This window comes from Streptomyces sp. 150FB (assembly GCF_000818195.1).
Classification (GTDB): Bacteria; Actinomycetota; Actinomycetes; order Streptomycetales; family Streptomycetaceae; genus Streptomyces.
Genome location: NZ_JTHL01000001.1, coordinates 8,257,077 through 8,272,360 on the forward strand (window position 1 = coordinate 8,257,077; position 15,284 = coordinate 8,272,360).

The 15,284-nt window shown below is 68.4% G+C and carries 12 protein-coding genes and 1 pseudogene; 9 read left to right on the top strand and 4 right to left on the bottom strand.

Annotated elements, in window-relative coordinates; genetic code table 11:
* The 7 genes and pseudogenes from QR77_RS35405 to QR77_RS35435 all read left to right on the top strand — a co-directional run.
* Nucleotides 1–239, top strand: a pseudogene (locus QR77_RS35405) (prenyltransferase); the annotation flags it as partial.
* Nucleotides 236–1,081, top strand: a complete 846-nt coding sequence (locus tag QR77_RS35410) for a sugar phosphate isomerase/epimerase family protein (RefSeq protein WP_040026093.1) — start codon at nucleotides 236–238, stop codon at nucleotides 1,079–1,081. The pseudogene QR77_RS35405 and the gene QR77_RS35410, both read left to right, overlap by 4 nt.
* On the top strand, nucleotides 1,078–1,674 hold the full coding sequence (locus QR77_RS35415; RefSeq protein ID WP_040026094.1) for an EboA domain-containing protein: 597 nt from the start codon (nucleotides 1,078–1,080) through the stop codon (nucleotides 1,672–1,674). Before QR77_RS35410 ends, QR77_RS35415 begins: the two co-directional genes overlap by 4 nt.
* Nucleotides 1,675–2,523 (top strand): TatD family hydrolase, encoded by an 849-nt coding sequence (locus QR77_RS35420; protein WP_040026095.1) that lies wholly within the window; start codon nucleotides 1,675–1,677, stop codon nucleotides 2,521–2,523.
* A 3-nt stretch (nucleotides 2,524–2,526) separates the two neighbouring features.
* The gene (eboE, locus tag QR77_RS35425; protein ID WP_040026097.1) at nucleotides 2,527–3,705 is read left to right on the top strand and encodes a metabolite traffic protein EboE; all 1,179 of its coding nucleotides are present in this window, start codon (nucleotides 2,527–2,529) and stop codon (nucleotides 3,703–3,705) included.
* A complete protein-coding gene (locus QR77_RS35430) occupies nucleotides 3,702–5,135 on the top strand; it encodes a nucleotide pyrophosphatase/phosphodiesterase family protein (RefSeq protein WP_052489299.1) in 1,434 nt (477 codons plus the stop codon). The genes eboE and QR77_RS35430 overlap by 4 nt, the downstream gene beginning before the upstream one ends.
* 32 nt (nucleotides 5,136–5,167) lie before the next feature.
* The gene (locus QR77_RS35435; protein WP_040026098.1) at nucleotides 5,168–6,199 is read left to right on the top strand and encodes a sugar phosphate isomerase/epimerase; all 1,032 of its coding nucleotides are present in this window, start codon (nucleotides 5,168–5,170) and stop codon (nucleotides 6,197–6,199) included.
* A 110-nt stretch (nucleotides 6,200–6,309) separates the two neighbouring features.
* Here the strand turns inward: QR77_RS35435 and QR77_RS35440 are convergent, their stop codons facing one another.
* From QR77_RS35440 to QR77_RS35455, 4 genes are all read right to left on the bottom strand, one after another.
* A complete protein-coding gene (locus QR77_RS35440; protein WP_040026100.1) occupies nucleotides 6,310–7,704 on the bottom strand; it encodes an OFA family MFS transporter in 1,395 nt (464 codons plus the stop codon).
* A 72-nt stretch (nucleotides 7,705–7,776) separates the two neighbouring features.
* Complete coding sequence (locus QR77_RS35445) at nucleotides 7,777–9,924, bottom strand: acetate--CoA ligase family protein (RefSeq protein WP_040026101.1); 2,148 nt, start codon at nucleotides 9,922–9,924, stop codon at nucleotides 7,777–7,779.
* Nucleotides 9,924–11,180, bottom strand: a complete 1,257-nt coding sequence (gene frc / locus QR77_RS35450; protein ID WP_040026102.1) for a formyl-CoA transferase — start codon at nucleotides 11,178–11,180, stop codon at nucleotides 9,924–9,926. The genes QR77_RS35445 and frc overlap by 1 nt, the downstream gene beginning before the upstream one ends.
* Nucleotides 11,181–11,192: 12 nt before the next feature.
* Entirely contained in the window at nucleotides 11,193–12,875 is a 1,683-nt protein-coding gene (locus tag QR77_RS35455; RefSeq protein ID WP_040026103.1) for a thiamine pyrophosphate-binding protein, read from the bottom strand.
* Between the two features lie 144 nt (nucleotides 12,876–13,019).
* On the opposite strand from QR77_RS35455, the gene sucC reads away from it, so the two are divergent.
* Nucleotides 13,020–14,153 (top strand): ADP-forming succinate--CoA ligase subunit beta, encoded by a 1,134-nt coding sequence (gene sucC, locus QR77_RS35460; protein ID WP_040026104.1) that lies wholly within the window; start codon nucleotides 13,020–13,022, stop codon nucleotides 14,151–14,153.
* Nucleotides 14,154–14,166: 13 nt separating this feature from the next.
* Nucleotides 14,167–15,054 (top strand): succinate--CoA ligase subunit alpha, encoded by an 888-nt coding sequence (sucD, locus tag QR77_RS35465; RefSeq protein WP_040026106.1) that lies wholly within the window; start codon nucleotides 14,167–14,169, stop codon nucleotides 15,052–15,054.
* Nucleotides 15,055–15,284: the final 230 nt, after the last annotated feature.

Below are 15,284 nucleotides of genomic sequence, written 5' to 3' on the forward strand. Positions count from 1 at the left end.
AGGCGGCGGGCCCCGCGCTCGCCGCCGTCTATGTCGGCACCGCCGCCCGGCCACTGCTGCACGCCGCGCTCAACCCGTCCCCGGCGCTCACCCAGCGCGCCGTCGGCGGCGGAATCCGCGCCATGATCCCGCTTCAGGCCGCCCTCGCAGCGCGCGGCGGCGCCCTCGGGACCGCCCTCGCCGTCATGGGGCTCGTCCCCGCCGCCCGCGCCCTCGCACGGAAAGTGAGCGTCACATGAGCCTGCGCCTCGGGTACGGCACCAACGGGCTCACCGACCTCAGACTCGACGACGCCCTCCGGCTCCTCGCCGACCTCGGCTACGACGGGGTCGGACTGACCCTCGACCACATGCATCTCGACCCCATGGCCCCCGACCTGACGGCCCGTACCCGGCACGTCCGCCGGCTCCTCACCGAGCTGGGGCTCGGGGTCACCGTCGAGACCGGCGCACGGTACGTCCTCGACCCGCGCCGCAAACACGGCCCCACCCTCCTCGACCCGGACCCCGACGACCGCGCCGCCCGGGTGCGGCTGCTGGTCACCGCCGTACGGGTCGCCGCCGAACTGGGCGCGCACGCCGTCCACTGCTTCAGCGGCGTCACACCGGAGGGGACGGACCCGGACACCGCGTGGAAACGCCTCGAAGAGGCGATGACCCCGGTCCTCGCCGCCGCCCAGGCAGCCGGCATGCCGCTCGCCGTGGAACCGGAACCGGGCCACCTGGTCTCCGACCTCGCCGGCTTCCACCAGCTCAGAGAGCGCCTCGGCGACCCCGCCCTGCTCGGGCTCACCCTCGACATCGGCCACTGTCAGTGCCTGGAACCCGCACCGCCGGCCGACTGCGTCCGGGACGCCGGGCCCTGGCTCAGGCACGTCCAGATCGAGGACATGCGGCGCGGTGTCCACGAGCATCTCCCCTTCGGGGACGGCGAGATCGACTTCCCGCCGGTGCTCAGGGCGCTGGAGGAGACCGGCTACCAGGGCCTGACCGTGGTCGAACTGCCCAGGCACTCGCATGCCGGACCCGAACTCGCCCGCGCCTCCATGGAGTTCCTCCGGCCGAAGGGAGCATCCGCATGACCCCGACCAGCGAGGAGATCGCCTCCCGGCTCGAACCACCCGCCAGAACCTGGCTGGACAAAGCCCTGGCCGAGGCGGGGTCGGCAGCCGAGGACAACGTTGCCGTCCCGGCCTGGGAGCTGCGGTTCGCTGCGGCCGGCCGGCAGTGCGGCAGTGAACACGCCGACGCCGTAAGGACCTTGCTGCTGCGGCGGGCCGGTGCGGGTTCCGGCACCCTCACCCGGATCTACCAGGGCGGCACCGCGGCCGAGCGCCGCGCCGTACTGCTCGCCCTGCCGGACCTCGTGCCCGGGCCCGAAGCGCTGCCGCTGACCGAGGACGCCCTGCGGACCAACGACACCCGGCTCGTCGCCGCGGCCGTCGGCCCCTACGCCGCCGCCCACCTCGACCCCCACGCCTGGCGGCACGCCATCCTCAAATGCCTCTTCACCGAAGTGTCGCTCGACGCCGTCGACGGCCTCGCCGCACGCGCCGCCGGTGACGGTGAACTGGCCAGGATGCTGGGCGACTTCGCCGCCGAGCGGACCGCCGCCGGCCGTCCCGTGCCCGCCGACCTGTACCGCGCGCTGAATCTGACCGGCGAGGAGTCCTGAATGCGCATCTTCGACCCCCACATCCATATGACCTCCCGCACCACGGACGACTACCAGGCGATGTACGCCTCCGGCGTCCGGGCCCTGGTCGAACCGTCCTTCTGGCTCGGCCAGCCGCGCACCTCGCCGGTGAGCTTCTTCGACTACTTCGACGCGCTCCTCGGCTGGGAGCCCTTCAGGGCCGCGCAGTACGGCATCGCCCACCACTGCACGCTCGCCCTCAATCCCAAAGAGGCGAACGACCCGCGCTGCGCGCCCGTACTCGACGAACTGCCCCGCTATCTCGTCAAGGACGGTGTGGTCGCCGTCGGTGAGATCGGCTACGACTCGATGACACCCGCCGAGGACAAGGCGCTCGCCGCGCAGCTCCAACTCGCCGCCGACCACGGCCTGCCCGCGCTGGTCCACACCCCGCACCGCGACAAGCTGTCCGGACTGCGCCGCACCATCGACGTCGTACGCGAATCGGCGCTGCCGCCCGAGCACGTCCTGCTCGACCACCTCAACGAGACAACCGTCAAGGACGCGGCGGAGAGCGGCTGTTGGCTCGGCTTCTCCATCTACCCCGACACCAAGATGGACGAGGACCGCATGATCGCCGTCCTCAACGCGCACGGCACGGACAAGGTGCTGGTCAACTCGGCGGCCGACTGGGGCAGGAGCGACCCGCTGAAGACCCGCAAGGTCGCCGACGCGATGCTCGCCGGCGGCTTCACCGAGGACGACGTCGACAAGGTCCTCTGGCGCAACCCCGTGGCGTTCTACGGGATCAGTGGCAGACTCCAGCTCGACGTACCCGCGCCCGGGGCCCTCCACGAGGGCAACTCCATTCTCCGCGGCGGGGAGTGAGCGATGCGCTTCCGCCATCTCGACGGCTCCACCGTCCACCTCTCGTACTGCACCAATGTGCACCCGGCCGAGACCCTCGACGGCGTGCTCGCGCAACTCCGCGACCACTGCGAGCCGGTCCGCCGCAGGCTCGGCCGCGACCGGCTCGGCATCGGACTCTGGCTCGCCAAGGGCGCCGCCGGAGCTCTGATCAACGACCCGGCCCAACTGCGCGGCCTGCGCGCCGAACTGGACCGGCGCGGCCTCGAGGTCGTCACACTCAACGGCTTCCCGTACGACGGATTCGGCGCCGAAGAGGTCAAGTACCGCGTGTACAAGCCGGACTGGGCCGACCCCGAGCGCCTCACCCACACCACCGACCTCGCCAGGCTGCTCGCCGCGCTGCTGCCCGACGATGTCATCGAGGGCTCCGTCTCCACCCTGCCGCTCGCCTGGCGCACCGCCTTCGACGCGGAAGCGGCCCGTACGGCCAGGGAAGCACTGATCACCCTCGCCGGACGGCTCGACGCCCTGGAGGAGCTGACCGGCAAATCCATCAGGATCGCGCTGGAACCGGAACCCGGCTGCACCGTCGAGACCACGGCCGACGCGATCGGCCCGCTCACCGACATCGCCGCCGAAGCCGGCGGCCGGATCGGCATCTGCGTCGACACCTGCCACCTCGCCACCTCCTTCGAGGACCCGGCCACCGCCCTGGACGCGCTGGAAGCGGCCCGTATCCCCATCCCGAAGGCCCAGCTCTCCGCGGCGCTGCACGCCGAGGAGCCCCATCTGCCCGAGGTACGCGAAGCACTCGGCGCCTTCGCCGAGCCCCGCTTCCTGCACCAGACCCGCACCCGCACCGCCGCCGGACTCATCGGCACCGACGACCTGGACGAAGCGCTCACGGGAGGGGCACTGCCGTACGGCGCCCCGTGGCGCTCCCACTTCCACGTACCGCTGCACGCGCCGCCCGCGCCGCCGCTGACCTCCACGCTGCCCGTCCTGCGTGACGCCCTCACCCGGCTGGTGGGCCGCGCCGAGCCGCGCACCCGCCACCTGGAGGTCGAGACCTACACCTGGCAGGCGCTGCCGGCCCAGTTGCGGCCGCGCTCGCGCGGACAGCTCGCCGAGGGGATCGCCGCCGAACTCACCCTGGCCCGCGACCTCCTCGTCGACCTCGGATTGAAGGAGCTGCCATGACCGGAAGCACGACACGTACGGAGAACGCCGGAAGCGCGGGGGTCAGCGGGAGCACGGACCCCACACCGCTCCTGGTGATCGACGTCGTCGGTCTCACCCCCCAGCTCCTCCACCACATGCCGCGCCTCAAACGCCTCGCCACCGCAGGCTCCCAGGCCCCGCTGACCACCGTGCTGCCCGCCGTCACGTGCAGCGCCCAGTCCACCTTCCTCACCGGCACACTCCCCGCCGAACACGGCATCGTCGGCAACGGCTGGTACTTCCGCGAACTGGGCGACGTCCTGCTCTGGCGGCAGAACAACGGCCTGGTCGCCGGCGACAAACTGTGGGACGCGGCCCGCCGCTCGCACCCCGGCTACACCGTCGCCAACATCTGCTGGTGGTACGCGATGGGCGCCGACACCGACTACACCGTCACCCCGCGCCCCGTCTACTACGCCGACGGCCGCAAGGAACCCGACTGCTACACCAGGCCGCCCGCGCTGCACGACGAACTCCACGAAAAGTTCGGCACGTTCCCGCTCTTCCACTTCTGGGGACCCGGCGCCGACCTCGTCTCCTCGCAGTGGATCATCGACGCCACCCGGCACATCATCCGCACCCGTACGCCCGACCTCGCGCTGTGCTACCTCCCGCACCTCGACTACGACCTCCAGCGCTACGGACCCGACGACCCGCGCTCCCACCAGGCGGCCGCCGACCTCGACGCGGCCATGGAGCCGCTGCTCGACGACGCGCGGGCCGAGGGCCGTACGGTCGTCGCGCTGTCCGAGTACGGCATCACCCCCGTCTCACGGCCCGTCGACATCAACCGCGCGCTGCGCAGGGCCGGGCTGCTGGAGGTCCACACCCAGGACGGCATGGAGTACCTCGACCCGATGGCCTCCCGCGCCTTCGCCGTCTCCGACCACCAGATCGCACACATCTACGTGCGGCGCCCCGAGGACCTCGACGCCACCCGCGCCGCCCTGGCGGACCTGGCAGGCATCGACGTGATCCTCGACGACGAGGGAAAGAAGAGCCAGGGCATCGACCACCCGCGCGCGGGCGAGCTGGTGGCCGTCGCCGAACCCGACGCCTGGTTCACGTACTACTACTGGCTCGACGACGCCCGCGCCCCCGACTTCGCGCAGCTCGTCGAGATCCACCGCAAGCCCGGCTACGACCCCGTCGAGCTGTTCATGGACCCCCTGGATCCGTACGTACGGCTCAAGGCGGCCAAGGCCATCGCCCGCAAGAAGATCGGGATGCGCTACCGGCTCGCAGTCGTCCCCCTCGACCCCTCGCCCATCCGGGGCAGCCACGGCCGCCTCCCGGCGAGCGACGAGGAGGGCCCGCTCATCCTGTGCTCCACCCCCCGTGCTGTCGGGGGCCGCGTCGCGGCCACCGATGTGAAATCCCTGCTGCTCCAGCTCGCAGGCCTGCACTGAACCGCCTTCACACAGGATTAGGAGTTCCGTACATGAGCCGCAAGAAGTCCACCGACCCCGAACTCTCCGCCAAGCTCAGCAGACGCAACATGCTCGGTGTCACAGCCGGAGCGGGCGCCGCCGCCCTGCTGGGCCTGGGCGCCGTACCGGCCGCCGCGCAGGACCTGGCAGCCGGCAAGGGCGGGGCGAACCAGCCGGTGCTCCCGCCGGGCCGCCTCGGCATCCAGCTCTACTCCCTGCGGGACAAGGTCGCCGAGATCGGCTTCGCCGCTGTCTTCGCCGAGCTGGAGAGGTTCGGGTACGACGAGGTCGAGTACGCCGGCTACACCCAGGGCATCGGGCAGATAACGGTGCGCCAACTCGCCAACCTGGCCAAGGGACACGGCCTCAACGGCATCGGCACCCACGTCAACTACTTCGACAACAACCCGGACGGCTACAGCTTCGCGACGAAGCTCGAAGCGGTGCTCGACGACGCCCAGGTGCTGGGCCTCGAACACGTCGGGACCGCCTCCAGCCCCAACCGCTACGGGAACACCGTCGACGCCTGGAAGCGGGCCGCCGCGGAGTTCAACACGTACGGTGCGGCGGCGAAGGCGCGCGGCATGAAGTTCTACCAGCACAACCACGGCGACGAGTTCGGCTTCGCCACCGACCAGCCCAACGTGCGCCTCTACGACGTGCTGCTGAACGAGACCGACCCGGCGCTGGTCTTCCTGGAGATGGACATCTACTGGGCGTACACCGGCCAGTTCCGCTTCAGCAAGACCGCGGAGGGCAAGCCCCGCCCCTTCGACCCGCTGGACTACGTCATACAGAACCCGCACCGCTACCCGCTCTTCCACGTCAAGGACGGCGTGCACGACCCGGCGGCGCGTGACGGCTACGACATGGTGGACGTCGGCGACGGGGAGATCGACTACAAGACCTTCATCCAGAAGGTGAACAAGACCAACAAGGGCCGCACCACCCACCACTGGCAGGTGGAGCACGACCAGCCGGTGGACTCCATCGAGTTCGCCCACAAGTCGGCGGACCACCTGCACGCACTGCGCGGCAAGTAAGCGCGAAGCAGGAACATGAAGCGGCGGCCCTCCGCCCGGTTCCCCAGGGAACCGTGCGGAGGGCCGCCTTGTCGCGCGTGGTGCGTGTGCGTTATGCGTGTGCTACCGGATCAGACCGCTTCCCGGCTGACCGGCTGCGGATTGGGTGAGATGCCCTTCTCGCCCCGTGGCCTGCCAGGATGGCGTAGGAACAGCGCCAGCCCGGCTGCCACCAGTGAGATGACACCGGCAATGACATAGGCACCGTTGTAGCCCCAGGCGTCCACCGCCTCGGCGCCCAGACCGCCACCGAACAACCCGCTGATGACCTTGCCGCTGTAGGCGATCCCGTAGTTCGTGGCGTTGTAGTTCTCACCGAAGTAGTCCGGTGTGAGAGACGCGAACATGGGATAGAACGCACCTCCACCGAATCCGGAGAAGAAGGCGAACACCAGGAACAGCCACTCACTGTGGATGTTGCCGGCCCACAGCACACCGAACTGCGAGAGACCCAGCACCAGGATCACGAAGATCAGAGCCAGCTTGCGGCCCCAGATGTCCGAGAGCCAGCCGACGACTCCCCGGCCGACGCCGTTGACGATCGACAGGATGCCCGCCGAGTTGGCGGCGACGAGCGGACCGAAACCGACTTCCTTGGCGAACGGCACCTGGAAGGAGATGCCGAAGATGGAGACACCCGCGGTGAGCACCAGCAGCAGCCAGATGAGCGGGAGCTGACCGGTCTTGAGGGCCTCCATCGGCCGGTACTGCTTGGTCGCCGGCGGGTTCTTGAGCAGACTCCGTGCCGACTTGCCGACCGCCTTCAGCGGATCGACGTCGTGCGGCCACCAGTTCTTCGGCGGGTCCTTGAAGAACCACCCGGAGACGGCGACGGCGAGCAGGACCCAGACACCGATCAGGTCGAGCACTGTCTGGTAGTTACCGGTGTCGAACAGGAAGTTGAAGATGAAGATGAACGGCACGGCGCCGTAGGCGAATCCGCCGTTGACGAATCCGGTCTTACCGCCGCGCTTCTCCGGGAACCACTTGCCCACCATGTTGATGCAGGTGGAGTACACGAGACCCGATCCCACACCTCCCAGTACGCCGAACCCCAGAATGGCGAGGAACACGCTGTGGAAGTGGGATATGGAAAGGAACCCGAGCAGTGCGAGCACGGAGCCGATCATCATGGCGCTGCGCGCCTTCAGAATTCCCTTTTCCCGCATCCAGCCGGTGGGGAACGAGACCCCCGCCTGGAAGAAGGTCCACACACTGAGAATCCAGAATGTGTTGGTCTGCGACCAGCCGTGGGCGTCGGACAGAACGTCCTCGGCCGAGCCGTACGCGTACTCGAACACGCTGATGCCGAACATCGCGAGCCATGGCAGCCACACCATGAGCTTGCGGGAGTGACCGAGAATGTCCCGGTCGGTCTCCCCTACGCGATAGAGCCGACCCCTGCTGTCCGTGATCTCGCGGTAAGCGACATCCGTTGGCGCTTCCCGCTCTTCCTCTGAACTCATCGAATCTCCTTGGGCTGTGAAAGAACCTGGCCAGCGCCCCCTGTCCGGACTCTTCTCGCTTCAGGAGAGTCCTTACGTGAGCAGCCCCGCTGCCCGAGCCCAGCGGTATTTCGCTCCTAGTGCTTCCACAGGCTTCTCCGTGGTGTAGGGGTAGGCGACGACACCGTGCTCGAAGAGGTACTGGCACGCCTCTTCGACCTCGACATCGCCGGCGAGAGATGCGACGACGGGCTTTTCGATGCCCTTTGCCTTGTACTCAGCCACGACCTTCGCCGTCAGTTCGGCGAAGACCATCGGCGGTGTGACGATCGTGTGCCAGTAACCGAGCACCAGCGCGTGGATGCGCGGGTCCTCCATTCCCAGCCGGATCGTGTTCTCGTACGTCGACGGCGGCTCGCCACCGGTGATGTCCACCGGGTTCCCGGCCGCGCCGAACGGGGGGATGAACTTCCGGAAGGCCGCGTCGAGATCCTCCGGAATCGTCATCAAGGAGAGGCCGTTGTCCACGATGGCGTCCGAGAGGAGCACACCGGAGCCGCCGGCGCCCGTGATGATGACGACGTTGTCGCCCTTGGGGGTGGGGAGCACGGGCAGGGACCGCGCGAACTCCAGCATCTCGTTCAGACCGCGTGCCCGGATGACACCGGCCTGCTTGAGCACGTCCTCGTAGACCGCGTCGTCACCGGCGAGCGCGCCGGTGTGCGAGCCGGCCGCCGCGGCGCCCGCCGCCGTACGCCCCGCCTTCAGGACGATGACCGGCTTCTTCGGTACGGTCGCGCGCGCCGCCTCCACGAAGGCGCGCCCGTCCTTGAGGTCCTCCAGGTGCATCGCGATGCACTGGGTGTTGGGGTCCTCACCGAACCAGGTCAGCAGGTCGTCCTCGTCGATGTCCGACTTGTTGCCGAGACCGACGATCGCCGAGACACCCGTCTTGGTGGTCCTGGCGAAGCCAAGGATCGCCATGCCGATGCCACCGGACTGCGAGGTCAGTGCCACGCCGCCCCTGACGTCGTACGGGGTGCAGAACGTGGCACAGAGGTCCTGCCACGTCGAGTAGTAGCCGTAGATGTTCGGCCCGAGCAGCCGGATGCCGTACTCCTGGGAGATCGCGACGATCTCCGCCTGGAGCTCGTGCTCACCGGTCTCGGCGAAGCCGGACGGGATGAGGACGGCGTTCGGAATGCCCTTCTGGCCACACTCCTTGAGCGCGGCTGCGACGAACTTCGCGGGGATCACGAAGATCGCCACATCCGGCTCACCGGGGACGTCCAGGATGCTCTTGTACGCCTTCAGCCCGAGGATCTCGTCCGACTTGGGGTTCACCGGGTGGATCTCGCCCGGGAATCCGCCGTCGACCAGGTTCCGCATGACCGAATTGCCGAGCTTGCCCGCCTCGTTGGAGGCGCCGATCACCGCGACCGACTTGGGCTTCATCATCCGGCGCATCGAGGTGAGGATCGCCTCGCGCGTGAACGTCGGCCGCCGCACCGGGGCTTCGGTGGTCAGGATGATGCGTACGTCGGCCGCGATCACCCCGTTCTCCGAGGCGAACACCGGGTTGAGGTCGACCTCGGCTATCTCCGGGAAGTCGGAGGCGAGCCGGGAGACCTTGACCACGAGGTCGGCGAGCGCCTCACGGTCGACGGCCGGGGCGCCGCGCACGCCGCGCAGGATCTCGGCGGCACGGATGCCGTCGAGCATCGACAGCGCGTCGTCCTTGGAGGCCGGCGCCAGGCGGAAGGTGACGTCCTTGAGGACCTCCACCAGCACACCGCCGAGACCGAACGCCACGATCTTGCCGAACGTCGGGTCGGTGACCGTACCGATCAGCACCTCGGTGCCGCCCGGCGGAACCATCTGCTGGATCTGCACACCGAGGATCTGCGCGTCGGCGTTGTACGCCTTGGCGTTGGCGACGATCGACGTGAACGCCTCCCGCACCTCGGCGACGGAGTTCACACCGATCCTGACGCCGCCGGCGTCCGTCTTGTGCAGGATCTCCGGGGACACGATCTTCATCGCGACCGGGAAGCCGATCCGGTCGGCGAGCTGTACGGCGTCGTCCGCGGACTCCGCGAGGCCCTCGCCCGGGGTGGGGATGCCGTACGCGTCGGTGAGAGCCTTGCCCTCGGGCGCGGTCAGGGCCGTACGGCCCTCGGCGATCGCGGCCGTCAGGAGGGCGCGTACAGCCTCCTGATCGGGTTCAAACGTGCCAGGCACTAGATGACTCCATTCGTCTTGAGCAAGCGCAGTTCCTCGACGTCGAGACCCAGCTCACCGGCGTAGACCTCTTCGTTGTGCTCGCCGAGCAGCGGTGAACTGACGATGTCCACCGGTGAGTCGGAGAGTTTCAGAGGGCTGCCGACGGTGGTGAAGGTGCCCCGCTCGGGATGCCGGACCTCGACGACCATGTCATTCGCGGCCAGTGACTCGTCCTCGATGATCTCCTTGGTGGAGAGGATCGGGCCGCACGGAATGTTGTGGGCGTTCAGCTTCTCCAGTACTTCCCACTTGGAGAGGGTGATCGTCCACTCCTCGATGAGCTGGAACATCTTGTCCAGCTTCGAGAGCCTGACTTCGGGAGTCGCCCAGTCGGGGTCGTCCGTCAGCTCGGGCCGCCCTATCAGGTTCGTGATCGGCTTCCAGCCCACCGGCTGGACGATCACGTACACATAGTCGTTCGGGCCGCCCGGCGCGCACTTGACGGCCCAGCCGGGCTGGCCGCCGCCGCTCGCGTTGCCGCTGCGCGGTACGTCCTCGCCGAAGTCCTCGTTGGGGTACTCCGGGAGCGGACCGTTCGAGAGGCGCTGCTGGTCGCGCAGCTTCACGCGCACCAGGTTCAGCACGGCGTGCTGCATCGCGACGTTGACCCGCTGGCCACGCCCCGTGCTCTCACGCTGGTACAGCGCGGCGAGGATCGCGGCGACGGCGTGGATGCCGGTGCCCGAGTCACCGATCTGCGCTCCGGTGGCGAGCGGGGGCCCGTCCTCGAAGCCGGTCGTGGACATCGAGCCGCCCATGGCCTGGGCGACGACCTCGTACGCCTTGTAGTTGGTGTACGGGCCTTCGCCGAAGCCCTTGATGGAGGCGTAGATGATCTTCGGGTTGATCTCCTGGATCTTCTCCCAGGTGAAACCCATCCGGTCGACGGCCCCGGGCCCGAAGTTCTCCACCATCACGTCGGAGCGGCGGATGAGCTCCGTGAGGATCTCCTTGCCGCGCTCCGTCTTGGTGTTGAGGGTGACGCTGCGCTTGTTGCAGTTGAGCATCGTGAAGTAGAGCGAGTCGACATCGGGGATGTCGCGGAGCTGCTTGCGGGTGATGTCGCCCGTGGGTGCCTCGACCTTGACCACGTCCGCACCGAGCCACGCCAGCAACTGAGTTGCCGAAGGGCCGGACTGTACGTGCGTCATGTCGAGGACGCGGACACCCGCCAGTGCTTTCGTGCCTTGCGAGGCCTCTAGAGCCTGGGTCATCGGAGGGCTCCTCTACTTGTACATCGTCTGATTCATGGTTCCCGGGGCGTACGCGTCGGGGTCGACCCAGACGTTGATCAGCGACGGCAGTCCGGACTCACGTGCACGCTGGAGCGCCGGCGCGATCTCGGACGGGTCGCGCACCTCTTCTCCGTAACCTCCGAGCATCTGGGCGAACTTGTCGTAGTGCACGTCGCCCAGGGTGTTGCCGACGCGCTCGCGCTCGTCGCCGTACTTGGCCTTCTGGCCGTAACGGATCTGATTCATCGACGAGTTGTTGCCGACGATGCCGACGAACGGCAGGTTGTAGCGGACCAGCGTCTCGAAGTCCCAGCCCGTCAGGGAGAAGGCGCCGTCACCGAACAGCGCGACGACCTCCTTGTCGGGGCGTGCCTTCTTCGCGGCGAGGACGAACGGGATGCCGACACCGAGCGTGCCGAGCGGGCCCGGGTCCATCCAGTGGCCCGGCGACTTCGGCTGGACGACCTGACCGGAGAAGGTGACGATGTCGCCGCCGTCGCCGATGTAGATCGAGTCCTCGGTCAGGAAGTCGTTGATCTCGCTGACCAGCCGGTAGGGGTGGATCGGCGAGGCGTCCGACTTCAGGCTCGGCAGCCGCTTCTCGATCGCGGCCTGCTCGGCGGCGCGCAGCTCGTCGAGCCACGCCTTGCGCTTGACGCCGCCCCCGTTGATCCGGCCGCTGGCGGCCTGGGTGACGGACTTGAGGATGACACCGGGGTCGCCGACGAGGCCGAGGTCGATGTCGCGGTTCTTACCGACGGTGCGGTAGTCCATGTCGATCTGTACGACGGTCGCTTCGGGGGAGAGGCGCTTGCCGTAACCCATCCGGAAGTCGAACGGCGTGCCGACGATGATGATGAGGTCGGCGTTGGAGAACGCGTAACGCCGGGAGAGCTGGAAGTGGTGCTGGTCGCCGGGGGGCAGCGTGCCGCGGCCCGCGCCGTTCATGTAGGCCGGGACGTTGAGCGTCCGTACGAACTCGATGGCGTCGTCCGTGGCCCGTGCCGTCCAGACCTGGCTGCCGAGCAGGATCGCCGGCTTCTCGGCCTGGGCGATGAGGTCGGCGAGCTTCTCGATGGCCTCGGGGTCACCGATCGAACGGGTGGAGGCGCGGTACTGGCCGGCCGAGGGGATCCGGGCCTTCTCCGCGGGCACGCTGGCGTCGAGGACGTCGCGCGGGATCTCCAGGAACGACGGCCCCTGCGAGCCGTTGAAGCACTCCCGGAACGCCATCGACACCATGTCCGCCACGCGGGCCGTGTCCGGCACGCTCGCGGCGAACTTGGTGATCGGCGTCATCATGTCGACGTGGGGGAGGTCCTGGAGCGAACCCATCTTGTGCTGCGTGAGCGAGCCCTGACCGCCGATGAGCAGCATCGGGGACTCGGCGCGGAAGGCGTTCGCGACACCGGTTATGGCGTCGGTGGTGCCCGGGCCGGCGGTGACGACCGCGCAGCCCGGCTTGCCCGTAATACGTGCGTAGCCGTCAGCGGCGTGCGCGGCTACCTGCTCGTGGCGTACGTCGACGACCTCGATGCCTTCGTCGACGCAGCCGTCGTAGATGTCGATGATGTGGCCGCCGCAGAGTGTGTAGATGACCTCTACGCCCTCTGCTTTGAGGGCCTTGGCGACCAGGTGACCACCGGAAATGCTTGCCTGGCTGTCGTCGGGCATGAAAAGTCCTGTCTCTCCGTAGGGGTGAGCGGGGTTCGCTCGGTACATTGCATACAGTCTACGAATACTGTATGAACCTTGTTATCTCGCATCTGGTGGACGGTGTCCAGGGGGCAAGCGGCACTTTCGTCAAAAGGGAGTGGCATGGATCTGTACGAGCACCAAGCAAGGGAACTGTTCGCGGACCACGGAATCCCGGTTCCGGAGGCCGAAGTGGTGGAGGTGGCCAAGGACGCCAAGGCCGCCGCCGAACGCCTCGGCGGCCGGGTCGTGGTCAAGGCCCAGGTGAAGACCGGAGGCCGGGGCAAGGCAGGTGGGGTCAAGCTCGCAGCCGACCCGGCAGCGGCCGAACTGACGGCCCGCCAGATACTCGGCATGGACATCAAGGGCCACACCGTAAGGAAGGTGATGCTGGCTCAACCAGTGGACATAGAGGCGGAGTTCTACGTCTCGTTCGTGCTCGACAGGGCCGCGGGAACCTTCCTCGCGATCGCTTCCGTCGAGGGCGGCATGGAGATCGAAGAGGTCGCGGCGACCCGCCCCGAGGCGGTCGCCAGGATCCACATCGACCCCGCGGAAGGGGTCACCGAGGCCAAGGCCGCCGAGATCGCAGCGGCGGCGAAACTGCCGCCGGAGACGGCGTCCGTCATCGCTCAGCTCTGGCAGGTGCTGATCCGCGAGGACGCTCTGCTGGTCGAAGTGAACCCATTGGTCCGCACCAAAGATCGGCGCATTCTCGCCCTCGACGGTAAAATAACGCTTGACGACAACGCACGTTTCCGGCAAGAGCGCTGGGGCGGCGACGAGAGCGACCCCGGCGCCGACCCGCTGGAGGCAGCGGCGGCGGCCAAGGGGCTGAACTACGTCAAGCTCGACGGCGAGGTCGGCATCATCGGCAACGGCGCGGGTCTCGTGATGTCGACCCTCGACGTGGTCGCCGGCTGCGGCGCCCGCCCCGCCAACTTCCTCGACATCGGGGGAGGGGCCTCGGCCCAGGTCATGGCCGACGGTCTGTCCGTCATCCTCTCGGACCCGGCGGTCAAGTCCGTCTTCGTCAATGTCTTCGGCGGGATCACGGCGTGCGACGCGGTGGCCGACGGCATCGTCCAGGCTCTGGAGTCCGTCCAGCTCACCAAGCCGCTCGTCGTGCGTCTCGACGGCAACAGCGCGGCCCGGGGGCGCGCGATCCTCGAGGACCGCGCCCACCCTCTCGTACAGCAGGCCACGACCATGGACGGCGCCGCCCGCCAGGCGGCCGTACTGGCGAACGCGGAATAAGGAGAAGGACACCATGGCCATCTTCCTGACCAAAGAGAGCAAGGTCCTCGTCCAGGGCATGACGGGCGGCGAGGGCATGAAGCACACGCGCCGCATGCTCGCCGCCGGCACCGACATCGTCGGTGGCGTCAACCCGCGCAAGGCCGGCCGCAGCGTCGAGTTCGACGAGCGCACCGTTCCTGTTTTCGGATCCGTCGCCGAGGGCATGGAGGCGACAGGGGCCGACGTCACCGTCGTCTTCGTCCCGCCGCCGTTCGCCAAGGCCGCCGTCATCGAGGCGGCCGACGCGGGCATCGCGCTGGCCGTCGTCATCACCGAGGGCATCCCGGTCCACGACGCCGTCGCGTTCCAGGCGTACGCCAAGGAGCGCGGCACCCGGATCGTCGGGCCCAACTGCCCGGGCCTGATCAGCCCCGGGCAGTCCAACGCCGGCATCATCCCTGCCGACATCGCGGCCAAACCCGGCCGGATCGGTCTGGTGTCCAAGTCGGGCACCCTGACCTACCAGCTCATGTACGAACTGCGGGAGATCGGTTTCTCCTCGGCGGTCGGCATCGGCGGCGACCCCGTCGTCGGCACCACACACATCGACTGCCTCGCGGCGTTCGAGGCCGACCCCGACACCGAACTCATCGTGCTCATCGGTGAGATCGGGGGCGACGCCGAGGAGCGCGCCGCCGCGTACATCGCCGATCACGTGACCAAGCCGGTCATCGGCTACATCGCCGGCTTCACCGCACCCGAGGGCAAGACGATGGGGCACGCCGGCGCCATCGTCTCCGGCTCCTCGGGTACGGCGGAGGCCAAGAAGACGGCGCTGGAAGCGGTGGGCGTACGGGTCGGCTCCACACCTTCGGAGACGGCGCGGCTCGTCCTCGACCGGCTGGCGTCCCTCGTCTGACGGCCGTCCGAACGTCCGGTCGCGACTGACCGGTACGGGAGGCGCGCGGCTGACGGTACGTGCAAGCCGTCAGCCGCGCGGGCCGTTCCCGCTCCACAACCGCAGGACTCAGCAACCGCAGAACTCAGCAACCGCAGGATTCGCCAACCGCAGGACTCAGCAACCGCAGGATTCAACAACGGCACTCGTGCCGAGCCATGCAAATCCCGCCCTCCCTCGAGCGGAGAATC